This is a genomic window from Ferrigenium straubiae (assembly GCF_051257895.1).
Lineage (GTDB): Bacteria > Pseudomonadota > Gammaproteobacteria > Burkholderiales > Gallionellaceae > Gallionella > Gallionella straubiae.
On record NZ_CP194331.1, the window covers coordinates 1910176 to 1933590 of the forward strand.

Genomic DNA, 23415 nt, shown 5'->3' on the forward strand with positions numbered 1-23415 from the left:
TCCATCAAAATAGAATTCATCATGCCCGCCCTTCTCCCCAACCCTCTCCCGCAAGCGGGCGAGGGAGCAAACAAATCGCTGCGCGAGTTTCACGTTAACCGCATTGTTTCACGTGAAACAGTTGGAGCTATTTTCCGATACAGAAGCGGCTGAATATCTCGCCAAGCAGGTCGTCGGAGGTAAATTCCCCGGTAATTTCGTTCAGCGCGTACTGCGCCAGACGCAACTCTTCGGCAAACAGTTCTGCACTCGCCAGCACCGCTTGCGCCTGTTCCAAGTGGGTCTGAGCCAGCGCCAAGGCGCGCAGGTGCCGCTCCCGCGCCATGAATGCGCCGCTTTCCTGCTCGCGCCAGCCTGCTGCTTCCAGCAACTTGCCGCGCAACTCCTCCATTCCCGCACCGGTTTTGGCAGACACAAGGGCAAACGGCACGCCGGTAGCTACAGTAGCGCTCCCGTCCAGAAGGTCTGCCTTGTTGAACACGAGTAGCCGCGGAATATCCGTCGGCAAACTTGCAAGGATCGCCTCGTCCTGCGCCGTCAGCCCCTTGCTCGCATCCAGCAACAGCAGGATCAGGTCGGCGCGGTGCATGGTCTGGTGCGCGCGCGCGATGCCCATGCTCTCCACCGCGTCCTCCGATTTGCGCAACCCCGCCGTGTCCATGATGTGTAGTGGCACCCCGCGGATCTGGATCGCCTGACGGATTACGTCACGGGTGGTGCCTGGTATGTCGCTGACCAGTGCAATTTCCTCGCCGGCCAAGCGGTTCAGCAGGCTGGATTTGCCGACGTTCGGCTGCCCAGCAATGACCACATGCGCACCCTCGCGCAGGAGGCTGCCCTGTTTTGCGGTGCCCAGCGTATGCTGCAGACTGGCTCGAATACTGTTCAACAGAGCATTGCGGCGCTCCAGGTCGACGGCATCCACCTCCTCTTCCGGAAAGTCCAGCATCGCCTCCACCAGCATGCGCAGGTGGATCAACTCGTCGACCATGTGACGGATAGCAGCGGAAAATTCCCCGTGCAGGGAGCGCATCGCGCTGCGCGCAGCCTCGGCGGTGTTGGCCTCAATCAGGTCGGCGACGCTTTCCGCCTGAGCCAAGTCAAGTTTGTCGTTCAGAAAGGCGCGCTGCGTGAATTCGCCGGGCTGCGCGAGCCGCGCGCCCAGAGCGAGGCAGCGCTGCAGCAGCAGTTGCAGGACGGCGGAGCCGCCGTGCCCCTGCAGTTCGAGCACATCCTCGCCAGTATAGGAACGCGGGGCTGGAAAAAATAGGGCGACCCCCTGATCCAGGGGGTCGCCGTTTTCATCGAGGAATTCGCCGTAGGTAGCATGCCGCGCGGCGGGCAACTTGCCCAAGATGCCACGCGCCAGCGTTTTGAGTTGCGGTCCGGATATCCTCACCACCCCGATGCCGCCTCGTCCTTGCGCGGTGGCAATGGCGGCGATGGTATCAGCGTTTGGCTGCGGCGGCTTTGCTCGCATCCTCGGCAGCCCGGGTGATATACCACTGCTGGCCGATGGAAAGGATGTTGTTCACGATGGAGTACAACACCAGTCCGGCGGGGAAAATGAAGAAAATCGCGCTGAAAGCAATCGGCATGATCTGCATGATCCTGGCCTGCATGGGGTCGGTCGGCTTTGGATTGAGGCGCATCTGGATAATCATGCTGGCGCCCATGATGATCGGCAGGATGTAATACGGGTCCGCCGCCGACAGGTCGGTAATCCAGCCGAAGAACGGCGCATAACGCAACTCGACGCTAGCCAGAATGGCCCAGTACAGGGCGATAAATACCGGGATTTGCACCAGCACCGGCAGACACCCGCCCAGTGGATTGATTTTCTCCGTTTTGTACAAGTCCATCATGGCGCGATTCAGCTTCTCCCGGTCGCTGCCGCATTGCTGTTTGATCTTTTCCAGCTTGGGTGCGACCACGCGCATCTTGGCCATGGAGCGGTAGCTCGCCGCAGACAGCGGGAAAAACAGCAGCTTGATCAGCACGGTCAGCAGAATGATGGCGATACCCCAGTTATGCGTCCATTGATGGAACAACTCCATGACCCAGAATAGCGGGGCGGAAAGAACGGTCAGCCAGCCGTAATCCACCGTCAATCCCAGCCCGGGAGAGATCTTATCTAGGTTGGATTGGGCAGGGCCGGCATAGAGGGTGGTGCCCATCAGCGCTTTCTGGCCAGGATTGACCACCTGCTCCGGCAGGAGAACCCCCACTGAATACAGATCGCCGTCCAGTTTACGCGTAAAATACTCGCGATTGGTTTTTTCCTTGGGCAGCCATGCCGCAACGAAATACTGCTGCAACATCCCGATCCAGCCGTTATCGGCTTGCTTGGGATAGTCCGTCTTGCTCTTTTCCATATCGGGAAATGCCACCTTCTGGAATTTTTCACTGTCGGTGTAGACCGCAGCACCGATATAAGTGGGCAAAAACATCGAACTTCCGGCCAGCGCGGCGCTATCACGAATCAACTGATAGTAGCTGCTTGCCGCTACTGCCTGCTGCCCGGTGTTTTCCAACTCATAGGCGACATCGACCAGGTAGCTCCCCTTATGGAAGGTAATTACCTTGGTTGCCTTCAGCGCGGCATCACCCTCCGCTTTCAGGCGCACCTGTACCTGTTCGGCATTCCCGGAAAGCGTGTATTGATCCTGTTCCGGAACAAACAGGCTGTTGTGATTGGGCAACCCCGCACCGAGCAGGCCGCTTTGTGCGGCATAATTGTGGGTGCCGGCACCACGATGGAAAAGCACCAGCGGTTTGCTCTTATCCTGCCCGTCGGGGTGTTCCAGCAGCGCCAGACGGCTGATATCCCCGCCGATGGTGCTGATTTCTGCTTCAAGAACATCGGTCTTGACGTGAATTATCTTTCCAGCCACTTGCTGGAGGGGCTGCTGGGCAACAGGAGCCTGCGCCGACCCGGTCTGGGACGAGGCGGCAGGAATGGATGCCGCTGGGGGTGTTGCCTGAGATTTCGGCTGCACCTCGTTTGCCGCCGCCTCTTGCTGAACATACCGCTCTGGGTGCTGGTGGCGCTGCCAGCCATCCCAGACCAATCCCAGCGAAAACGCAAAAATTAGAAACAAGAAGAGTCTTTGAAAATCCATGATCGGGCCTGATGTTTAGGGTGCGGGGTCGTATCCGCCGGGGTTCCAGGGATTGCAGCGCAGCAATCTCTTAATGCCGAGCCACCCCCCTTTCATGACACCGTATTTCGCCAGTGTTTCGCAGGTGTAATGGGAACAGGTGGGAGTAAATCTGCAGGTAGGCGGTTTCAGCGGGCTGATCAGGTATTGATAGCCGTGTATCAGCTTAATCATGATTCTGCGCATCTGCTTTCCACCCGATTAAACAGCATCTTCAAGTTGCCAACCTGCACCCCCTCTTCTTGGGGGTCATTGCGCCTCAACATCACCACCAGATCCAGCCCGTACTGCTTAACGCTATGTTGGCGGAACGCCTCCCTGATGACTCTTTTCATGCGATTCCGGTCGGTTGCGCGGGCCAGTGTTTTTTTGCCAACAATCATCCCGAGCCTGGCATTTTCCTTGCCGTTGTGCACAAAAAAAATTTTGAAATGCCTGTCGGATATGTTTTCGGCGCGAACAACATGATCAAAACCGTTTTCGCGCAACAAGCGATGCGCAGCGGTAAATTTCGCCGATAGATCAGACTGCGAGTCTTGCACGGCCCTTGGCGCGACGTGCATTAATAACGGCGCGGCCTCCACGCGTTTTCATGCGCGACAAAAAGCCATGGGTGCGCTTCCTTTTGGTGACTGACGGTTGGTATGTGCGTTTCATGTTCTTTTCCTAGGTGTTCGTAAAACGTGCTATTACAAAGCCTTGGGGCGTAAGTGTCAAGTATATTTTACTTTTTTGCCTGTGGATAAGTTTTCGCTTGCGCGGTAGAATGCGGCAACTTTCATTGTCGCAGAGTCTCTCCTTCCAACTAAATCATGCAGGATATTTCTTTTTGGGATTCATGTCTTCGCTCGTTCGAAAAGAGCCTGCCGCCGCAACAATACAATTCCTGGATAAAGCCGTTGGTCCTCAAGAGCGAGAACGGATCTCTGGTGCTGACCGCGCCAAACAGCTTCACCCTGAAACTTGTCCAGGAGCGATTCTTACCCGAAATCAACAGGCAGGCAGGTTTGGCTTATTCGCGAATCCCGCCGTTCGAGTTCCGTATCCTCGAAACAGAACCTGCCGCGCCACGCGAAGCTGCCCCCCAGAAAGCAGCGGCACCGGTCAATGATGGCAAACCGAAGGTCGAGACTTCCTTTCGCAATTATGTGAAACTCAACCCCAACCTGACTTTTGACAATTTTGTGATCGGCAAAGCCAACCAACTCGCTTTTGCCGCCGCCACGCAAGTCGCTGAATTACCGGGCGCCTCTTACAACCCTCTATTTATTTACGGTGGGGTGGGGTTGGGTAAAACCCACTTGATCCAGGCGATAGGCAATCAAATCAAGGCTCATAACCCGCAGGCAAAAATTTGCTATATGCACGCCGAGCGGTACGTCTCAGACGTAGTGCGCGCTTACCAATCTAATAAATTTGAGGAATTCAAACAATACTATCATTCCCTCGACATTCTGCTGATCGACGATATCCAGTTTTTCGCCGGAAAAACAAAAACTCAGGAAGAATTTTTCTACGCCTTCAATACGCTCATCGATTCGCACAAGCAGGTCATCATGACCAGCGACACCTTCCCAAAGGAAATTGCTGGGCTCGATAGCCGCCTCGTTTCACGTTTCGGTTGGGGGCTTACTGTGGCCATCGAACCGCCGGAACTGGAAATGCGCGTTGCCATCCTGTTGAAAAAAGCCGGCTTGGGCGGTTATGTACTTGATGAGGCGGTCGCTTTTTTCATTGCTAAACATGTCAACTCGAATATTCGCGAACTCGAGGGCGCCTTGAAGCGCGTTGAAGCATATGCAAAATTTCACCGTCGCGCCATCTCCGTTGAAACAGCAAAAGAAGCCCTGAAAGACATCCTGATTGCGCAAAGCCGGCAAATTTCCATCGATAATATACAAAAAACGGTTGCCGACTATTACCATATCAAGATGGCCGACCTGCTTTCGAAAAAAAGAACTCGCAACCTGACCAGGCCACGGCAAACAGCCATGTCGCTTGCCCGGGAATTAACTTCCATGAGCCTGCCTGAAATTGGTAATGCTTTTGGTGGAAAAGATCACTCGACCGTGATTCATGCGTGCAAGATGATGACAAATCTCCGAGCTTTGGACACTACGATAGACGCCGATTACAAAATCCTGCTTCAAACTTTACGGGGATAAAACGGGTAAGGAATTATGTGTAGTTAACCATGGGATTAATGTGTAGCGAATGTTGATAACTTAATGTTTTTCGGCGTACCGATAAATTATCCACATTAGCCATGTCATTTACCCACAGTAGTTCCATGTAGTTTGTTTTTATATAATTTTCTGTATAAGAAGAAGTTTTTTAGTTATCCACACTATTGAGGCCACTTAATTAGCTCTTATTAAGGATTCATATTATGTTTATTAAAGAAGTAAACAAAGAAACCATACTTAAACCCCTGCAAGTGGTCATTGGCATCGTAGAGCGAAAACAGACCCTGCCAATACTGTCGAATGTGCTGATTGAAAATCAGGACGGCAAGATGCGCTTCACCACGACGGATCTGGAAATACAGATCACCACGACTATTGATACGGAAGCATCCATTGGTCAAACTACATCCTTTACGGTGGGTGGGAAAAAACTCCAGGAAATACTCAGGGTTCTCCCTGATCAAAGCAAGATCACCATCGATACCAAGGAAAACAAGGCCCAGATCAAGACCAATAAAAGCCGCTTTAGCCTGCAAACCTTGCCATCGCAGGATTTTCCAAAGTTGAGCAACCAACTGGAAAACGCAAAAAAAATAGTGTTGCCGCAAAAGGAACTGAAAAGCCTGCTGCTTTCCGTTCAATACGCAATGGCACAACAGGATGTGCGCTATTACCTTAACGGCGTATTGCTGATCGTCGACGGCAATAAGCTCAAGGCGGTGGCTACCGATGGACACCGGCTTGCCTACAATGCGGGCTCCATCGAAGGGCAGTACGAGAAGCAGGAAATCATCCTTCCGCGCAAGGCGGTCATGGAGTTATCCAAACTGCTGTCGGACAACGATGAAAGCGTCGAGCTGGAGTTTTCCCAACAGCAGGTGAAAACTACTTTCTCTGGCATCACCATGATAACAAAGGTAATCGAAGGAAAATTTCCCGATTACGAGCGCGTTATTCCGAAATACGACAATCATCTCAGTATGGAGCGGATCGTCATTCAGCAGGCTTTACAGCGTGCCGCAATCCTGTCCAACGAGAAATTCAGGGGAGTACGCTTTGTGCTGACCGAGAAGAATCTCAGTATTATCAGCAGCAACAGCGAACAGGAAGAAGCTCAGGAAGAAATTGAAACCGATTATCACGGCGAGGCGCTGGATATCGGTTTTAATGTCAACTACCTGATGGACGGGCTGAACAACATCAGCAGCGGCACCGCTACTTTTTCGTTCGGCGACCCCAATAGCAGCATTCTGATGACTATTCCCGATAATCAGGAATTTCGCTACGTCGTCATGCCGATGCGTATTTAAATGTTCCACGTGAAACAAAAGGCAGAATAACTCAATGAGCGATAATTACGACGAATCAAGCATCCAGCAACTCGAAGGGCTGGAGGCAGTGCGCAAACGTCCCGGTATGTACATCGGCGACACATCCGACGGCACCGGCCTGCACCATATGGTGTTTGAAGTGGTGGACAACGCTATCGATGAGTCACTAGCCGGCCATTGCGACGACATCAAGGTCATTATTCATGGCGACAACTCGATCTCGGTGGCGGACAATGGCCGAGGCATCCCAGTCGGCATTAAGTTTGACGATAAGTTCGAGCCGAAGCGCTCGGCGGCCGAGATTGTGATGACCGTGCTGCATGCCGGAGGTAAGTTCAACCAGAACAGCTACAAGGTATCGGGCGGTCTGCATGGCGTGGGCGTGAGTTGCGTCAACGGCCTGTCGGAGTGGCTCAAGTTGGTGATTTACCGCGATGGCAGAAAATACGGCCTGGAATTCAACCGCGGCGCGGTCAAGGATCGCCTGGTCGAAGTGCAGAACGGCATCGAAGTTTCCCCGGTGCACGACCTGGGCGAAACCAAGAAGCGCGGCACCGAGGTGCACTTCCTCGCCGACAAGGAAATCTTCGGTAATGTAGAGTTCCACTACGAAATCCTCGCTAAGCGCCTGCGCGAACTGTCATTCCTCAACAACGGCGTGAAGATCGAGTTGATCGACCAGCGCACCGGCAAGAGCGAGAACTTTGCCTACTCCGGTGGGGTGCGCGGCTTCGTCGAGTATATGAACAAAAGCAAGTCCGTGTTGCACCCCAAAACCTTCCAGGCCTGTGGCGAAAAAGACAATATCACCGTCGACGTTGCCATGCAGTGGAACGACAGTTACTCGGAAGTTGTGCAGTGCTTCACCAACAACATCCCGCAACGCGACGGCGGTACACACATGACCGGCCTGCGTATGGCGATGACTCGCGTTATCAATAAGTACATCGAGGAAAACGAACTGGCGAAAAAAGCCAAAGTGGATACCACGGGAGACGATATGCGCGAGGGCTTGACCTGCGTGCTATCGGTCAAAGTGCCTGACCCGAAGTTCTCCTCGCAGACCAAGGATAAGCTGGTCTCCAGCGAAGTGCAACCGGCCGTGCAGGAAGTCGTGGCGCAGAAGTTGGCCGACTACCTGCAGGAAAACCCGATTGACGCGAAGATCATCTGCAGCAAGATCATCGATGCGGCCCGCGCCCGAGAAGCGGCGCGCAAGGCGCGCGAGCTGACGCGCCGCAAGGGTGTGCTGGACGGTATGGGTCTGCCCGGCAAGCTGGCCGACTGCCAGGAAAAGGACCCCGCCCTCTCCGAGTTGTACCTAGTGGAGGGTGATTCCGCAGGCGGCTCGGCCAAGCAGGGCCGCGACCGCAAGTTCCAGGCGATCCTGCCGCTCAAGGGCAAGATCCTCAACGTAGAGAAAGCGCGCTTCGAAAAGCTCATTGCGTCGCAGGAAATCGCGACCCTGATCACCGTGCTCGGTACTGGCATCGGCAAGGATGAATACAACGCCGACAAGCTGCGCTACCACCGCATCATCATCATGACCGATGCGGACGTGGACGGCTCACATATCCGCACCCTGCTGCTTACATTCTTCTACCGGCAGATGCCAGAACTGGTCGAGCGCGGCCATATCTACATCGCACAGCCGCCGTTGTACAAGATCAAGCAGGGCAAGGATGAGCGCTACCTCAAGGACGACCAGGAGATGAAGATCTACATGCTCAAGTCCGCGCTCAACAACGCCGTGCTCTACCCGGCCGCCGATGCAGCGCCGATCCAGGCGGAAGCATTGGAAGAGATCGCCAAGCAGTACTTCCTCGCCGAGGCGGTGATCGACCGCCTGTCGCGCTTCACCGCGCCGGAAGCCAGCCACGCCCTGCTGACCCTACCCACGTTGTCGCTGGACGACGCCAAGCAGGCGCAGAAGAGCGCGCAGCTGCTCGAAGCGGCTTGCGGCGGCAACATCAAGGTTGCGGTGGAAAACGATGAAGCCGGTGAACCGCGCCTGCGCCTGGAAAAGCTGTATCACGGCAACTACTCGCTCAGCTACATGGACCGTGATTTCCTCAACGGCAGCGACTACGTGCAGATTCGCCAGGCAGCGGACATCCTGAATGGTCTGCTTAAACCCAGCGCGTATATCGCCCGCGGCGAACAGAAGCGCGCCGTGACCAGTTTCAAGCAGGCCATCGAATGGCTGCTTGAGGAAGCCAAGCGCGGAGTCAATATCCAGCGCTACAAGGGTCTGGGCGAGATGAACCCGGAGCAGCTGTGGGAAACCACCATGGACGTGACCAACCGCATCCTGCTCAGGGTGCGCATCGAGGATGCGATCGCCGCCGACGAAATTTTCACCACCCTGATGGGCGATATCGTCGAGCCGCGCCGCGCGTTCATCGAGAAAAACGCGCTGGGCGTGAAAAACCTGGACGTGTAAGGAGCCGCAAGGCTGGAGGCACGCCTTTACCGGCGTGCCTTTTAATATTTTGAATATACAATACAAAACAGATAATGAATACACCGGTAACATTCTTTCCGCAACGCACCCAGCAACCGATTGAAACCACGCCCGAAACATCACCCATCGTGGGCGACCGCGTGGAGCTGCAACTGCTTACCACCCTGACCTGCAACCTGAAGTGCAGCTACTGCTCGCTCGGCGTGGGCGACATGGTCGGCTCGCAGGGCAAGGTATCCTACGACGTCGACACGCTCGACGCCTTCATCAAAAAACACCTATCGAAGCATGAAGTCTATGTCACTTTCTACGGCGGCGAGCCGACCCTGAACCTCGACTTCATCGAGGAGATCATGGAGCGCTACCCCACCTTCCGCTTCCAGCTCCAGACCAACGGCACGCTGCTCGACAACCTGCCGGACCACGTCCTGTCGAACCTCTCCAATATCCTGATCTCCATCGATGGCGGCGAGAAGATCACCGACGGCTTCCGCGGCCAGGGCGTGTACCGACAGGTGGTCAAAAACTCCCAGAAGGTGCGCGACAAGATGAAGGGAACCTTCACCGCGCGCGTGACCTGGAGCAGCGAGGAGACCTCGTTCGAGGAACTGGATGAACTCGCGAGCACCTTCGATTACCTGTACTTCCAGTTCGTTGCCGGAGAAGGTACTTACACCCCAGAGGCGATGGAGAAGAAGAAAAAGGTGATCACGCAGCTCGTGGACAAGTTCTTCTCCTCGACCGACAGGCTCTACCCGATCATCCCGATCATGGGCATCGTGCGTAACAAGGTGCTGCCGACGCGCGCCACCGAGTTGTACCACGGCAAGACCCAGTGCCGCGTGTCCACGCACATCCTCAACGTGATGCCGGACGGCAAGATATTCCCCTGCCCCGACATGATGTACGCGCCCGAGATGCTGCAGGGCAGCGTGATCGAAAACTGGCTCAAGCCCAGCCCGCTGCAGCCGCATCCCGACATGCCCTGCGACCGCTGCGAGGCGCAGCCCTGGTGCCGCGGCAACTGTATGAAGAACCTCTATCTCGCCTACGTGAAGAACGACCGGCGCTACCGCGACAACGTCGTCGACCCGATCTGCGACCTGGTGAGGTTCCTCGGCCGCGAGATCGACCGCCACGACCCGCATGCCTGGTACGCGAAGGCGCCGCTGGACGTGCGCAAGACCCTGCGCGACTGCGAGGTTTACGAATATGTAGAAATCATGCCCTGACTGATGAGCAGCCGGGCTTTTTACATCACTGGGGAAACAAAATGAAAATAAGCAAGCTTGCCTTGATTGCCCTGCTGCTCTGGGCCGCCACCGTCGCCGTCTTCGCCTGGTTCTTCGTGCGCGGCAACACCGCCGCGGGCACGGATGGCAGGACCGCGATCGTGTTGTCGTCCGCTGAGCGCGACTTCGTCATGAAGGAAATGCGCGGTCTGCTCGCCGCAACGCAGGAGATCGCGGACGCCGCGAGCCAGAACGACGTGCCGCGCATCGTCAAGGCGGCGCGCAGCGCGGGCATGGCGGGCGCAGCGGACGTGAACCCCGCGCTGATGGTGAAGCTGCCGGTCGACTTCAAGAGGCTCGCGATGGGTATGCACGGCGACATGGACGAGATCGCCAGGGCCGGCGAGAGCGGCAAGCTCGCGCCGGAACTGCTGAAGATGACCTCCGGCGCGCTCGCAAAGTGCGTGGCCTGCCACAAGGATTGGCAGATCAAGGTGGGGAGTTAGCACCTACGTTAGGCTTTTATGTCAGAGGTTGAATACCGTCATAATTTTCCCCTTGTCGCTACTGATGTAGCTGCGGTTTTTGATGCGTCCGGCATTCGCCGCCCCACCAACGATTTGGCGCGGATTGAGCGTATGTTTTCCAATGCAAACCTGATTTTCTCCGCTTGGCACGAAGGCAAACTCGTTGGAGTATGCCGCGCTCTGACTGATTTCAGCTATTGTTGCTACCTGTCCGATCTCGCAGTGGATAAGGCGTTTCAAAAACATGGTATCGGGCGTGAACTTATTGCCCGCGTTCGCTCTGCTATTGGTGAAGAGGTGGCGCTTGTTCTGCTATCCGTACCTGAAGCTATGGCGTATTACCCCAAGGTTGGGTTTGAGAAAATTGAAAATGGGTTCATCATCAAACGCACCCGATAGCGCGTAAGGCGTAGGGCGTCAATAAGCGTAGCGCATTGCGCCGGATGTCAGTCCTTGTATCCGAGCATATTTTTATCGCCACCCGCCCAATCCGGCGGGTAAACACCCCGCTCCACCAAACGATGGAAAGTCGAATGCGGCCAGTCCGCCAGCCGTTCGACCAGGCCATGCTTGAGCGGGTTGATATGGACGTAATCCATGTGCGCACGAAAATCCGCCTCATCGCGATCAAGTGTTCCCAGTAACGGCGTTGCCAAATACCCCGTTCGTTGCGTGCCATGCGAATCTGAGAGCGCCGTTCGGTCTTAGGCAGCGCCTTGGAAAACGCTATCTTGATTAACCGCCATCGGGTAGCGAAGTCGGCGTCATCGGGAGGGAGCTCGATGATGCAATGCAGGTGCTCTGGCAACACCACCCAGCCATGAATGGCGAAGGGGTGCCGTTGCCGCACCGATGCCACCGCCTCGCGCAGCAAATCCACATGCCGGATCAGCAGGTCGTTGCCCCGCCGTTGCAGCCAGGGTAACGGTGAAAAAATAAGTACCGCCCGGATGTCAGGCGCGACGGTAATCAGGCATGGCGGCGGTATGGCGGAATTTTCATGCGGCGCAATGCGCTTCGCTTATTGACGCCCTACGTATTTTTCTTGGTAGTTTTCTTCGCGGCAGGCTTGGCCGCTGCAGTCTTGGTCTTCGCAACCACAGTCTTTTTGGCCGTCTTTGAACCCGTCTTCGCAGCAGCCTTAGGTTTGGCCGCCGCCTTGGCCTTGGCGGCAGTCGCCTTCTTCGCGGCGGGTTTTTTCGCCGCCTTCCCTGCCCCGCCCTTCGCGGCCTTGGTCACGATCATCTCCAGCGCCTGTTCCAGCGTGATCTCGTCGGGCGACATGTCCTTGGGCAGGGTCGCGTTGACCTTGCCGTGGCGCGCGTAAGGGCCGTAGCGGCCGCTGCAGATTTCGATGGGTGCCTTGTCGTCCGGGTGCTCGCCGAGCGTGCGCAGCACGGTCGCGCCACCGGTTCTGGCCTGCGCGAGCAGTTCCACGGCGCGCTCAAGCCCGATGTCGAAGATGCTGTCGGCTTTCGGGATGGACTTGAACTTGCCATCGTGGCCGATGTAGGGGCCGAAGCGGCCGATGTTGACGATGACTTTCTTGCCGGTCTCGGGGTGCGCGCCGAGCTCGCGCGGCAGCGACAAGAGCTTCAGCGCGGCATCGAGGCCGGCCTGCTCCAGCGGCAGCTCCCTGGGCCAGGAGACGCGCTTCGGCTTGGTCTTTGCGCCCTCCTCCACCTCGCCTAGCTGCACGTAGTGGCCGTAGGGGCCACGCAGCAGCAGCACGGGCTGCTTCGTTTCGGGATGTGCGCCGAGTTCTCGCCTGGCCTCGCCCGCTTCCTCCTCGCCGCCGAGGCTGCGCGTGTAGTCGCACTCGGGGTAGCCGGTGCAGCCGATGAAGCTGCCGCGCTTGCCGAGCCGTTTGGACAGGGGCTTGCCGCATTTCGGGCAGGCCTCCTCGAGCACCTCGGTGCCGGGGCGCTCGACGTCCTTCTTGTCGGCGAGCAGCTTGTTGAAGCCTTTCCAGAACTCGTCCAGCACCGGGATCCAATCGCGCTTGCCCTCGGAGATTTCGTCGAGCTCGTCCTCGAGGTGCGCGGTGAAGCCGTAATCGACGTAGCGCGTGAAGTGCTCGGTGAGGAATTTGTTGACCACGCGCCCGACGTCGGTGGGCATGAAGCGCTTCTTGTCGAGCACGGCGTATTCGCGCGCCTGCAGGGTGGAAATGATGGTCGCGTAGGTCGAGGGGCGGCCGATGCCGTGTTCTTCGAGCGACTTGACCAGGCTGGCCTCGGAGTAGCGCGGCGGCGGCTGGGTGAAGTGCTGCTCACCGTAGAGCTTGTCCAGCGGCAGCGTGTCGCCCTCGGCGAGCGGCGGCAGCTTGCCACCCTCCTCCTCCTCGGCGTCGTCCACGTCCTCCATGTACACGCCGATGAAGCCGGGGAACACCAGCGTCTGGCCCGAGGCGCGGAATAGCGTGGTGTCGCCGCCGAGGCGGATGTCCACGCTCACGGTGTCGAAGCGCGCGGGCGCCATCTGGCACGCGAGGGTGCGCTTCCACACCATCTCGTAGAGGCGCGCCTGGTCGGCGCTGAGGTGATCGCGGATGCTGTCCGGCGTGCGCAAAATCGAGGTCGGGCGGATCGCCTCGTGTGCCTCCTGCGCGTTTTTCGATTTGCTCTTGTAGACGGGCTGCTTGCCCGGCAGGTAATCGGCGGCGAAGTTGTCCTTGATGTAATCCCGGATCTCGGCGACGGCCTCGTTCGCGAGGTTCACCGAGTCGGTACGCATGTAGGTGATGAGGCCGATGGTCTGGCCGCCGATATCCACGCCCTCGTACAGCGACTGCGCGGTGCGCATGGTGCGCTCCGCAGACATTCCGAGCTTGCGCACCGCCTCCTGCTGCAGGGTGGAGGTGGTGAAGGGCGCGGCGGCGTAGCGTTGCTTGGCTTTTTTCTCGACGCGCGCCACCTTGGGCGGCAGCTTGGCGTCCGAAAGCTTGGCGTGGATCGCGTCGTATTCGGCCTGGCTGCCGATGGAGAGCTGCTCGAGCTTCTTGCCCTGGTACTGGAACAGCCTCGCGGTGAACGGGATACCGAGCTTTTGGCTGTCGAGGTGCACCGTCCAGTATTCCTGACTCCTGAATTTCTCGATCTCAAGTTCGCGCTCGACGATCAGGCGCAAGGCCGGACTCTGCACGCGGCCCGCGGACAGGCCGGGGCGGATTTTGCGCCACAGCAGCGGCGACAGGCTGAAGCCGACCAGGTAGTCGAGTGCGCGCCGAGCCTGCTGCGCATTCACCAGCGGCAGCGAGATTTCTCGAGGGTGAGCGACCGCTTCGCGCACCGCCGACTGGGTGATCTCGTAGAACACCACGCGCTGCATCTTCTTGCCCTTGAGCGCACGCTTGCCCTTCAGCAACTCGGAAATATGCCAGGCGATCGCCTCTCCTTCGCGGTCAGGGTCGGGTGCTAGCAGGATATTGTCGGCCTCGGCGGCAGCCTTCGCGATCGCGTCGACATGCTTGCTGTTGCGCGCGATGGTCTCGTACTGCATCGCGAAATTGTTGTCGGGGTCGACCGCGCCGGTCTTGGGCACGAGGTCGCGCACATGCCCGTACGAGGCGAGCACTTCGAAATCCTTGCCCAGGTATTTTTTGAGGGTCTTGGCCTTGGCCGGGGATTCGACGATCAGGAGGTTGGTTGCCATGCGCGATATTCGTTTAATGCAGTTGCGTGGAGTGCATCGGGGAGAGCAACTCTTCGACCAGCAAGGGGTCGAGGTCCTGATGGCGGTTCCACAGCACCATCAGCATGATGAGCTTGAGCCGGTCCAGCCCGAGGTTCTCGCGTTGCAGCGCGACGGCGCGGTCGATGATCATCTCGCGTTCGACGGCGGAGATCATGTGCTGCTGCTCGGCGAACATCAGGAACTGGCGCGCCTCGAAGCCGATGCGCTGCAGTTCCAGTCCGGCAAAATGGCGCAGGCCGGCGTGCTCGAGGCTGGCCGGGTAATTTTCCGGGTTCTGCTGCTGCAGGTCGGACAGCCAGGTCAGCGCCTCGCTGATTTCCTCGCCCTCGAAGCCGGCGGCGGAAAGTTTGCGCGACAGTTTGTCCGGCTCCGGATAGCTCCCGGCGTCGAAGTAGCTTTCGAATAAGTACATCAGGATTTCAAACATGGTCTGCGCGAAATATTTATTTTAATTAATGCGTTGGTACTGTCCGCCGGGCAGCGCGCTGATGCGCCCTTCCAGCTCGAGTGTCAACAGCATGGCGGATAGCTCGCTTACCGTCAAGCCGCAGCGCGCGCCAAGCGTGTCCAGATCGACCGGATCGAAACCGATTAGTTCCAGTAGTGCGGAGTCTGCGCCTTGCTGCGTCGCGGGGAGGGGTGGGGCGGGCAGGCCGCCCAGTTCCTCGAGAATGTCCTGCGCGGTCTCGACCAGCTTCGCGCCCTGCTTGAGCAGCGCATGGCAGCCCTTGCTCTGCGGTGCATGGATCGAACCGGGAATCGCGAACACTTCCCTGCCCTGCTCCAGCGCGAGCCGCGCGGTGATCAGCGAGCCGCTCTGCAGTGACGCCTCCACGACCAGACAGCCTGAGCTCATGCCGCTGATGATGCGGTTGCGGCGCGGGAAGTTGGCGGCTAGCGGAGGGGTGCCAAGCGGGAATTCCGAGACCAACGCGCCCCGGCCGGCGAGCGCATGTGCGAGGTCGCGGTTCGCGGCGGGATAGACCTTGTCGAGCCCGGTGCCGACCACGGCGATGCTGCTGCCGCAATTGTTCCCTTGGCAGCTCAACGCGCCACGATGCGCGGCGGCATCGATGCCGTGCGCCATGCCGCTGATGACGCATAGCCCGGCATTGCTCAGTGATCTGGCGAAGGCCTCGGCGTTGCTGAGGCCCTGCGGCGTCGCGTTGCGGCTGCCGACCACGGCCAGTGCGGGACGGTTGAGCAGGTCGAGCCGTCCCTTCACATAAAGCAGCAGCGGCGGGTCGGAGGTGTTCAGCAGGGCTTGCGGGTATTCGCCGTCGGCGAGGGTGACGATGCGGTTGCTGCCGTCTTCCAGCCAGGTGATGGTGGCGGCGAGCGAGGCCTCATCGATGTCTTTGCCGATCTCGGCGGCGACTCCGGGCTTGACGAAGGCTCTGAGTGAGCCGGTGGAGGCGGCGAACACCGCCTCGGGCGAACCGAACTCCTTCAGCAGGCGGCGCGCGCCTTCTCCGCCCAGGCCATGCGTCAGGCTGAGCGCCAGCCAGGCCTTGAGCGAAGCGTCTAAGGGCATCAGGGGGTTTGGGCGCGATCCAGCAGTTGCACCGGCAGGCGGGTATTCATCACCAGCGCGTACGAGACCTTGTCGAACACGCGGAACACGAACGCCAGGCCGTAGCGTTCGTCCGGCAGGGTGAATTTTTCGCCTTCGTTCTTCACTTCCTCACCCTTGTGGTACAGAGCGAGCACATGGCCGCTTTCCAGGCCGTCACGCTTGCCCTTACTCAGGGTGATGACGGTATTCTGCCCGGCCTGTGAGACACCGCCGTATACCGAGATGACGCGCGCGGAAATGTTGCCGCCCGGCGCGCGCGGCAGGTAGGTGTTGACGGCGCTGCCGGAAGGTGCGACCAAGCGGTCGCCCGGATTGATTTCCTGCTCGGAGCGGGTGATCACAACGGTGCTGACATCCGCAAAATTGGCCACCTCGGCATTGCCCAGATAGATCGCCTCGATGCCCAGCACTTCATCGGTATCGGGGTCGGTGAAGGTCTTGCCCGGGCGGTAAATCTGCCACTTGTCGCCCTTGTCCTGGGTCAGGCCCTTGGCGAATCCGGTATCGTGAGCTCCGAGGATGACACGGCCTTCGCGCGCGCCGACCAGTCTGGGCGCATCCTTCAGGGCGCTTTCCTCAATGACCAAGGGCTGGCTCAGGAACGGCGCGATGGCGCTGGCGGGGATGCTCGGGATGGCATCGTGGTCGCTGCGGCCTTCGTGCGCACGCGGGGAAAGCTTCACGACATTGCTCGGGGTCGGGGCCGCGGTTTCGCCGGGCTGGCCGATGCGCAGGGTGCCCGTGGCGCGGTCGAGGAGGATGATGTCGCCCGGATAAATCCAGTGCGGATCCTTGATGCTGTCCTTGTTCATGCCCCAGATGTAAGGCCATCTCCAGGGATCCTTGAAGAACTTTCCGGAGATGTCCCACAGGGTGTCACCCTTGACGACTACATGCCGGTCGGGCGCGTCGCTGCGGAGTTCCGGGCGGGTGTCGGGCTGGGCGGCAAAGGCCATGACGGGCAACAACAGGCAAATCAGCGATATAATCTTGCGCATGGAAAACTCCGGCAGAATCAATGTAAAAGGCACGCAATGTTGCCGCGTTGCGTTAAATTCTGCATCCAGTCATATAAATTAGCAAGCATTTATGGAGCGCACATGGCTATCCTGAAAATTCTGCAGTATCCGGACGAGCGGCTGCACAAGGTCGCCAGGAAGGTAGAACGGGTCGATGCAGCCACCCGCAAGCTGGCGCAGGACATGGCGGAAACCATGTATGCCGCGCCCGGGGTCGGCTTGGCGGCGACGCAGGTGGACGTGCACGAGCAGATCATCGTGGTGGATGTTTCCGAGACGCACGACCAGTTGCGGGTGTTCATCAATCCGGAAATCCTCGCCCGTAGCGGCGAGGAGGAAAGCGAGGAAGGCTGTCTGTCGGTGCCGGGCATCTATGAAAAGGTGCGCCGCGCGGAAAAGGTGACGGTGCGCGCTCTCGATGAAAAAGGCGAGCCGTTCACGCTGGAGGCGGACGGCTTCCTGGCGGTCTGCATCCAGCACGAGGTGGATCACCTGCGCGGCAAGGTGTTCGTCGAATACCTCTCGCAACTCAAACAAACCCGCCTCCGCGCCAAGCTGAAGAAGCACCGGCGCGAAACCCTGTAGGTCTAATCACAGTGAAAATCATCTTTGCCGGAACGCCGCAGTTTGCGGCCAGCGCGCTCGCCGCGCTGCTCAAGGAACACCGGATCGTTGCGGTGCTGACCCAGCCGGACCGCCCGGCCGGACGCGGCATGCAGCTGGTTGCCAGTCCGGTGAAACAGCTCGCCCTGCAGCACGGTTTGCCGGTGTTGCAGCCCGCCACCCTGAAGACCGAAGAAGCGCAGCGCGAGATCGCCGCACTCGATGCCGACGTGATGGTCGTGGCCGCCTATGGGTTGATCCTGCCCAAGGCCGTGCTGCAACTGCCGCGCCGCGGCTGCCTCAACATTCATGCGTCGCTGCTGCCGCGCTGGCGCGGTGCGGCGCCGATCCCACGCGCGATCCAGGCGGGCGACAATGAAACCGGCATTACCATCATGCAGATGGACGAGGGGCTGGACACCGGCGACATGCTGTTGCGCCGCGCCTGCCCGATCGCGCCGGACGATACGGCGGCAACGCTGCACGACAAACTGGCGGCGACGGGTGCAGACTGCATCCTCGATGCGCTGCGCCTCTTGCAGGAAGGCAGCCTCGCGCCGGTCAGGCAGGACGATGCGGTGGCGACCTACGCCGCCAAGCTGCTCAAGAGCGAGGCGCAGATCGACTGGCGGCAGGATGCGCGGCAGATCGAGCGCACGGTGCGTGCCTTCAATCCCTTTCCGGTATGCCATGCGAGCCTCAATGGGGTGGCGGTGAAAATCTGGCAGGCCGCGCTGCAGGAAGGCGCGCAAGGCGAGGCGGGCAAGGTGCTGGCGGTGGACAAGCGCGGCATCACGGTGGCCTGCGGCAAGGATGCGCTGCGGCTGGAGGTATTGCAGCGCCCCGGCGGCAAGGCGCAGCCGGCTGCACAGTTCCTGCAGGCCGTACCGGTCAAGCCCAGCGACAGTTTTTTGTAAATGCAGAACGTTCAAATCGCAGCCAGCCAGGTCGTCCGGCAGGTGCTTGCCAGCGGCCGCAACCTCAACCAGGCGCTGGATGAGGCGCTGCGCGGCAAGCGTGACTGGGTACCCGCACAGCGCGCCGCCTTGCAGGATCTGAGCTATGGCACGCTGCGTTTCTATGGCCGGTTGCGCGCGGTACTGGGTTTGCTGCTGCACAAGCCGCTGGAGGATGAGTGGGTGCGCTGCCTGCTGCTGGTGGCGCTCTACCAGCTGCAGCACGGCAAGTCGGCGCAGCACGCGGTGGTCGATCATGCGGTGCGTGCCGCGCAGGACTTGAATCCGCGCGTTGCAGGTCTGGTCAATGCGGTCCTGCGCAACTTCCTGCGCAAGCGGGCAGCCCTGCTGGAACAGGCCGCACGGGATGACGAAGGGCGCTACAGCCATCCGCAGTGGTGGATAGACGAATTGAGTACGCAGTACGGCGAACGCAGCGCGGCGATCCTCGATGAAGGCAACCGGCATCCGCCGATGACCCTGCGCGTCAACCGGCGCCGCGGCACGGTGCAGGAATACCTCACGCAGCTGGCACAGCAGGAGATCGCCGCGCGCCTGATCGAGCCGTGCGCGCTGCTGCTGGACAAGCCGCTGCCGGTCGACAGGCTGCCGGGATTTTTCGACGGCCTCGTCTCGGTGCAGGATGCGGGTGCGCAGCACGCAGCGCGCCTGCTGGATGCGCAGGACGGAATGCGCGTGCTGGACGCCTGCGCCGCGCCCGGCGGCAAGACGGCGCATATCCTTGAAAGCACCGGGGTGCAAATGGTTGCGGTGGACAAGGACGAGGAGCGCCTGCGCCGCGTCGCGGAAAACCTGCAGCGCCTCGGCTTGTCTGCACAGCTTGTGTGCGGCGATGCCGCCACGCCGGATCAGTGGTGGGACGGCAAGGCTTTCCAGCGCATCCTCGCCGATGTGCCCTGCTCCGCATCCGGCGTGGTGCGCCGCCACCCGGACATCAAGTGGCTGCGCCGGCCGGAAGATATTGCCGGGTTTGCCGCGCAACAACTCGATATTCTGAGCGCGCTGTGGCGGCTGCTGGCGCAAGATGGTAAATTGCTCTACGCCACCTGCTCGGTATTCCGGCAGGAAAACGAACAGGTCATTGCGTCGTTCCTGGCGCAACAGCCGGATGCACGGCGTTTGCCGGTAGCCTTGCCGGAAAACAGCACCGGGCAGATGTTGCCCAATGACCAGCACGACGGATTCTTTTATGCATTGCTGCAAAAAATTTAGGTCGCATGGATGGCTGTTGCACAGTGCGCTGCTGGTCTGGCTGTTCATCGCAACGGCTCATGCAGACGGCATTTCCGTCAACAAGGCGGAAGTGCGCCTGGGCGATGAGGGCTATCAGCTTACCGCCAGCTACGACATCAGCCTGACTTTTGCGGCGCAGCAGGCTCTTGCGCGCGGCGTGCCGCTGTATTTCGTGGGCGAGTTCATGCTGACGCGTTCGCGCTGGTACTGGCTGGACGAGGAAATCTTTCAGGGCGAGCAATCGGTCAAGCTTTCCTACAATGCGCTGACGCGGCAGTACCGCATCTCGCGCGGCGCGCTGTTCCAGAATTTCGCCAGCTTCGAGGACGCGCTGAACATGCTGTCCAGGCAGAGCTCGGCGATCATTCCCGCCGAACTGATGAAGAAGGACGGCGACTACACGGCGGCAGTGCGTTTCCGCCTGGATATCGCACAATTGCCGCTGCCGCTGCAGGTGAACGCGTTGACCGGCAAGGATTGGGCGCTCGGTTCCGACTGGTACCGCTGGGTGATCCGCCCGATGGAGATCACCACACGCAGCGAAGGCAAGACGGAGTGACGGCACGGTGAAGTACCTCAATTTCATCAGCATCCTCGTCGGCGGAGTGTTGCTGTACCTGCTGTCCAGCAGCAGCACCAATACCGGCGTGTTTTCCATCAGTTATTACGCGTTGCTCGGCTTGACCGGCCTGTTCGCGTTGTGCCTGGCGGGATTGGTTGGCTATCAGTTGCTGCGCCTGCGCAGCAAGCTCAGGGACAAGGTTTTTGGCGCCCGGCTTACCTTGCGCCTGGTGGTTTTTTTCACCCTGATCGCCGTCCTGCCCGGCATGCTGGTTTACGTGGTCTCGGTGAATTTTCTGGGCAAGAGCATCGAGTCGTGGTTCGACGTGCGCGTCGAAAAGGCGCTGGAGGGCGGACTCAACCTCGGCCGGAGTGGGCTCGACAACAGCCTGAAGGAGCTGACCAAGAAGACCCAGTTCATCGGATTGTTGCTCGCGGAGAAACAGCCGGATCAATACCAGCGCGCACTGGACCAGCTGATCGACGTGAAGGAGGCGCAGGAGGCGGCCTTGTTCAGCGCCAAGGGAAATGTCGTGGCATTTTCCTCCAGCGGCAATGCGCTGATGCCGGAAATGCCGGATGCCGATGCGCTGCGGGCAACGCTGGACAAGGGCGAATACGCGGTGATCGACACCCTGCCGGCGAAAGGGCTGACGCTGCGCGTGCTGCTGAGGGTGAATTCCAATATGCAGCCGGGGGCGCGATATGTGCTGCAGTTTACCCAGCCGGTACCGAAGCAGGTCGAGGCGGATGCCGAGACCGTGCAGGCGGTGTATCGCGATTATCAGGAGCTGACGCTCTCGCGCCTCGGGCTGAAGCGGCTGTACGCGATCACCCTGACGCTGTCGCTGCTGGTGGTGCTGCTGACGGCGGTGTCGGCGGCGTTTTTCATCAGCGAGCGGCTGGGTTCCTCGCTGGAAGCGCTCGCGGATGGCACGCGCGCCGTGGCGCAAGGCGACTTCACCGGCCAGTATCCGATACAGAGCAGCGACGAGCTGGGCGCGCTGACCGGCTTGTTCAACCAGATGACGCAGCAGTTATACGAGGCGAAGCAGGCCAGCGAACAGCAGCAACGCGAGGTGGAAAGCGCCAAGGGCTACTTGGAAAGCGTGCTGACCCACCTGTCTTCCGGGGTGCTGGCGCTGGACAATGAGTTGCGGCTGCGTTCGGTGAATACCAGTGCGGCGCAGATTCTTGCCGTGCCACTGCACGAGATGCAGCGCATGTCGCTGGCCCAAATCGCCGAAAAGCACAGCCTGCTGAAACCGTTCTGCAATACCATCATGGAGGCGTTCGGCGAGGCGACCAACTGCGAGTGGCAGCGGCAGATCGAACGCCTGAGCAGGAACGGCAACCAGATCCTGCTGATGCGCGGCACCCGCCTGCCGCAGGGTGGCGATGCGGGCTATGTGGTCGTGTTCGATGACGTCAGCCACCTGCTGAAGGCTGAGCGGCAGGCGGCATGGGGCGAGGTGGCGCGCCGTCTCGCGCACGAAATCAAGAACCCGCTCACCCCGATCCAGCTTTCGGCGGAGCGCCTGCAGCACAAACTCGGCGGCAAGCTCGATGAGGACAACGCACAACTGCTGCGGCGCGCCACGGAGACCATCGTCAGCCAGGTTGGCGCGATGAAGAACATGGTGAGCGACTTTGCCGATTACGCGCGCGGCCCCTCGTTGAAGCTGGCGCGCCTGGATATGCACAAACTGATCCGGGAGGTGCTGGGGCTGTACGAGGCGAATGCCATCCCCAACATGCTGAAACTGGAAGCGTCGCGCAGCGAGGTCAACGGCGATGCCACCCGTCTGCGCCAGGTCATCCACAACCTGCTGCAGAATGCGCAGGATGCGTTGCAGGGCGTCGCGCAGCCGCAAATAACGCTGAGCACCGCGGTGCACCAGGGCGAGATACACCTGCGCGTCGAGGATAACGGCGCGGGCTTTCCGGAGAGCGTGCTGTCGCGCGCCTTTGAACCATACATGACGACCAAGACCAAAGGTACCGGACTGGGGCTGGCGATCGTGAAAAAAATTGTGGAGGAGCATGGCGGACGCATCGGCATCGAAAACAACGCAAGCGGCGGGGCGCGGGTCAACATACACCTGCCTCTGGCCGAGGAAGGAGAATAATGGCTAGCAAGCAAATTCTGGTGGTGGACGACGAGGTCGGCATTCGCGAGCTGCTTTCGGAAATCCTGTTCGACGAGGGTTACCAGGTGCACCTGGCGGAAAACGCCGCGCAGGCGCGCGCTTTCCGCAATGAACGCGAGCCGGATGTGGTGCTGCTCGACATCTGGATGCCGGACACCGATGGCGTGACCCTGCTCAAGGAGTGGGTCGAGCAGGATTTGCTGACCATGCCCGTCGTGATGATGTCGGGCCATGGCACCATCGAGACGGCGGTCGAGGCGACGCGCATCGGCGCGGTTGATTTTCTGGAAAAACCCATCGCGCTGCAAAAGCTGCTCAGCACCATTGCCAAGGCGGTCAGGGAGGGAGCGCCCAAGCCGCAGGTTCAGCCTGCCGAGGCGCAGAGCCAGCAGATCACCCTGAGCATCGACGGCCAGACGCAGCAGTTTTTCCTGCCGCTGGATCTGCCCTTGCGTGAGGCGCGTGAGCACTTCGATGCGCTCTATTTCGACTACCATTTGCGCAAGGAGGCCGGCAACGTCACGCGGGTAGCCGAAAAAGTCGGCCTGGAGCGCACCCATCTTTACCGCAAACTCAAGCAATTAGGCATTAAATTTGCCAAAAAGGGGGGCGAAGGCGAATCACAGTAGGAAGCCATGGCAGCGGTGTTGCGGTATAATCGTCGACCCTAACGGATTTACACGACCAACCCACAGGATA

22 protein-coding genes and 2 pseudogenes are annotated in these 23415 nt (G+C 59.5%); 13 read left to right on the plus strand and 11 right to left on the minus strand.

What is annotated here, in order from left to right; all coding sequences use genetic code 11:
- Positions 1 to 127: 127 nt before the first annotated feature.
- Genes mnmE through rpmH form a run of 5 tightly spaced genes read right to left on the minus strand, consistent with a single transcriptional unit; the run spans position 128 to position 3818 of the window.
- The gene (gene mnmE, locus ACRRNM_RS09255; protein WP_435627941.1) at positions 128 to 1480 is read right to left on the minus strand and encodes a tRNA uridine-5-carboxymethylaminomethyl(34) synthesis GTPase MnmE; all 1353 of its coding nucleotides are present in this window, start codon (positions 1478 to 1480) and stop codon (positions 128 to 130) included.
- Positions 1449 to 3122: a membrane protein insertase YidC gene (yidC, locus tag ACRRNM_RS09260; protein ID WP_435627942.1), complete on the minus strand. Its 1674-nt coding sequence runs from the start codon at positions 3120 to 3122 to the stop codon at positions 1449 to 1451. The genes mnmE and yidC overlap by 32 nt, the downstream gene beginning before the upstream one ends.
- A gap of 15 nt (positions 3123 to 3137) precedes the next feature.
- A complete protein-coding gene (gene yidD, locus ACRRNM_RS09265) occupies positions 3138 to 3347 on the minus strand; it encodes a membrane protein insertion efficiency factor YidD (protein ID WP_435627943.1) in 210 nt (69 codons plus the stop codon).
- A complete protein-coding gene (gene rnpA / locus ACRRNM_RS09270) occupies positions 3332 to 3745 on the minus strand; it encodes a ribonuclease P protein component (RefSeq protein WP_435627944.1) in 414 nt (137 codons plus the stop codon). Before rnpA ends, yidD begins: the two co-directional genes overlap by 16 nt.
- Positions 3684 to 3818 carry a 50S ribosomal protein L34 gene (rpmH, locus tag ACRRNM_RS09275; RefSeq protein ID WP_435627945.1) on the minus strand — a complete coding sequence of 45 codons (135 nt, stop codon included), beginning with the start codon at positions 3816 to 3818 and terminating at the stop codon, positions 3684 to 3686. The genes rnpA and rpmH overlap by 62 nt, the downstream gene beginning before the upstream one ends.
- Positions 3819 to 3973: 155 nt before the next feature.
- Here rpmH and dnaA point away from each other — a divergent pair, with 155 nt between their 5' ends.
- The 6 genes from dnaA (at position 3974) to ACRRNM_RS09305 (ending at position 11300) form a co-directional block, all read left to right on the plus strand.
- On the plus strand, positions 3974 to 5326 hold the full coding sequence (gene dnaA, locus ACRRNM_RS09280; RefSeq protein ID WP_435627946.1) for a chromosomal replication initiator protein DnaA: 1353 nt from the start codon (positions 3974 to 3976) through the stop codon (positions 5324 to 5326).
- A 224-nt stretch (positions 5327 to 5550) separates the two neighbouring features.
- The gene (gene dnaN / locus ACRRNM_RS09285; RefSeq protein WP_435627947.1) at positions 5551 to 6657 is read left to right on the plus strand and encodes a DNA polymerase III subunit beta; all 1107 of its coding nucleotides are present in this window, start codon (positions 5551 to 5553) and stop codon (positions 6655 to 6657) included.
- Between the two features lie 34 nt (positions 6658 to 6691).
- Positions 6692 to 9121: a DNA topoisomerase (ATP-hydrolyzing) subunit B gene (gene gyrB, locus ACRRNM_RS09290; RefSeq protein WP_435627948.1), complete on the plus strand. Its 2430-nt coding sequence runs from the start codon at positions 6692 to 6694 to the stop codon at positions 9119 to 9121.
- 74 nt (positions 9122 to 9195) lie between these two features.
- Positions 9196 to 10374 (plus strand): radical SAM protein, encoded by a 1179-nt coding sequence (locus ACRRNM_RS09295; protein ID WP_435627949.1) that lies wholly within the window; start codon positions 9196 to 9198, stop codon positions 10372 to 10374.
- Positions 10375 to 10415: 41 nt separating this feature from the next.
- Positions 10416 to 10880, plus strand: coding sequence for a hypothetical protein (locus ACRRNM_RS09300; RefSeq protein ID WP_435627950.1), 465 nt, complete (start codon positions 10416 to 10418; stop codon positions 10878 to 10880).
- An 18-nt stretch (positions 10881 to 10898) separates the two neighbouring features.
- The gene (locus ACRRNM_RS09305) at positions 10899 to 11300 is read left to right on the plus strand and encodes a GNAT family N-acetyltransferase (protein WP_435627951.1); all 402 of its coding nucleotides are present in this window, start codon (positions 10899 to 10901) and stop codon (positions 11298 to 11300) included.
- Between the two features lie 47 nt (positions 11301 to 11347).
- Here ACRRNM_RS09305 and ACRRNM_RS09310 read toward each other — a convergent pair whose 3' ends face one another.
- The 6 genes and pseudogenes from ACRRNM_RS09310 to ACRRNM_RS09335 all read right to left on the minus strand — a co-directional run bounded on the left by ACRRNM_RS09310 (position 11348) and on the right by ACRRNM_RS09335 (position 17171).
- A complete protein-coding gene (locus ACRRNM_RS09310) occupies positions 11348 to 11500 on the minus strand; it encodes a hypothetical protein (RefSeq protein ID WP_435628696.1) in 153 nt (50 codons plus the stop codon).
- 74 nt (positions 11501 to 11574) lie between these two features.
- Positions 11575 to 11781, minus strand: a pseudogene (locus tag ACRRNM_RS09315) (transposase); the annotation flags it as partial.
- A 152-nt stretch (positions 11782 to 11933) separates the two neighbouring features.
- Positions 11934 to 14555 (minus strand): type I DNA topoisomerase, encoded by a 2622-nt coding sequence (gene topA / locus ACRRNM_RS09320; protein ID WP_435627952.1) that lies wholly within the window; start codon positions 14553 to 14555, stop codon positions 11934 to 11936.
- A 13-nt stretch (positions 14556 to 14568) separates the two neighbouring features.
- Positions 14569 to 15024 (minus strand): DUF494 family protein, encoded by a 456-nt coding sequence (locus ACRRNM_RS09325; RefSeq protein ID WP_435627953.1) that lies wholly within the window; start codon positions 15022 to 15024, stop codon positions 14569 to 14571.
- A gap of 21 nt (positions 15025 to 15045) precedes the next feature.
- Entirely contained in the window at positions 15046 to 16131 is a 1086-nt protein-coding gene (dprA, locus tag ACRRNM_RS09330) for a DNA-processing protein DprA (protein WP_435627954.1), read from the minus strand.
- Positions 16131 to 17171 carry a LysM peptidoglycan-binding domain-containing protein gene (locus ACRRNM_RS09335; protein ID WP_435627955.1) on the minus strand — a complete coding sequence of 347 codons (1041 nt, stop codon included), beginning with the start codon at positions 17169 to 17171 and terminating at the stop codon, positions 16131 to 16133. The genes dprA and ACRRNM_RS09335 overlap by 1 nt, the downstream gene beginning before the upstream one ends.
- Positions 17172 to 17273: 102 nt before the next feature.
- On the opposite strand from ACRRNM_RS09335, the gene def reads away from it, so the two are divergent.
- The 7 genes and pseudogenes from def to ACRRNM_RS09370 all read left to right on the plus strand — a co-directional run bounded on the left by def (position 17274) and on the right by ACRRNM_RS09370 (position 23345).
- Positions 17274 to 17777 (plus strand): peptide deformylase, encoded by a 504-nt coding sequence (gene def, locus ACRRNM_RS09340; protein ID WP_435627956.1) that lies wholly within the window; start codon positions 17274 to 17276, stop codon positions 17775 to 17777.
- Between the two features lie 11 nt (positions 17778 to 17788).
- A complete protein-coding gene (fmt, locus tag ACRRNM_RS09345) occupies positions 17789 to 18712 on the plus strand; it encodes a methionyl-tRNA formyltransferase (protein ID WP_435627957.1) in 924 nt (307 codons plus the stop codon).
- Entirely contained in the window at positions 18713 to 19984 is a 1272-nt protein-coding gene (gene rsmB / locus ACRRNM_RS09350; protein ID WP_435627958.1) for a 16S rRNA (cytosine(967)-C(5))-methyltransferase RsmB, read from the plus strand.
- 16 nt (positions 19985 to 20000) lie between these two features.
- Positions 20001 to 20564 (plus strand): DUF4390 domain-containing protein, encoded by a 564-nt coding sequence (locus ACRRNM_RS09355; RefSeq protein ID WP_435627959.1) that lies wholly within the window; start codon positions 20001 to 20003, stop codon positions 20562 to 20564.
- Between the two features lie 7 nt (positions 20565 to 20571).
- Complete coding sequence (locus ACRRNM_RS09360) at positions 20572 to 22695, plus strand: ATP-binding protein (protein WP_435627960.1); 2124 nt, start codon at positions 20572 to 20574, stop codon at positions 22693 to 22695.
- Positions 22695 to 23078, plus strand: a pseudogene (locus tag ACRRNM_RS09365) (response regulator); the annotation flags it as partial. The gene ACRRNM_RS09360 and the pseudogene ACRRNM_RS09365, both read left to right, overlap by 1 nt.
- 135 nt (positions 23079 to 23213) lie before the next feature.
- The gene (locus ACRRNM_RS09370; protein ID WP_435628665.1) at positions 23214 to 23345 is read left to right on the plus strand and encodes a helix-turn-helix domain-containing protein; all 132 of its coding nucleotides are present in this window, start codon (positions 23214 to 23216) and stop codon (positions 23343 to 23345) included.
- Positions 23346 to 23415 lie beyond the last annotated feature (70 nt).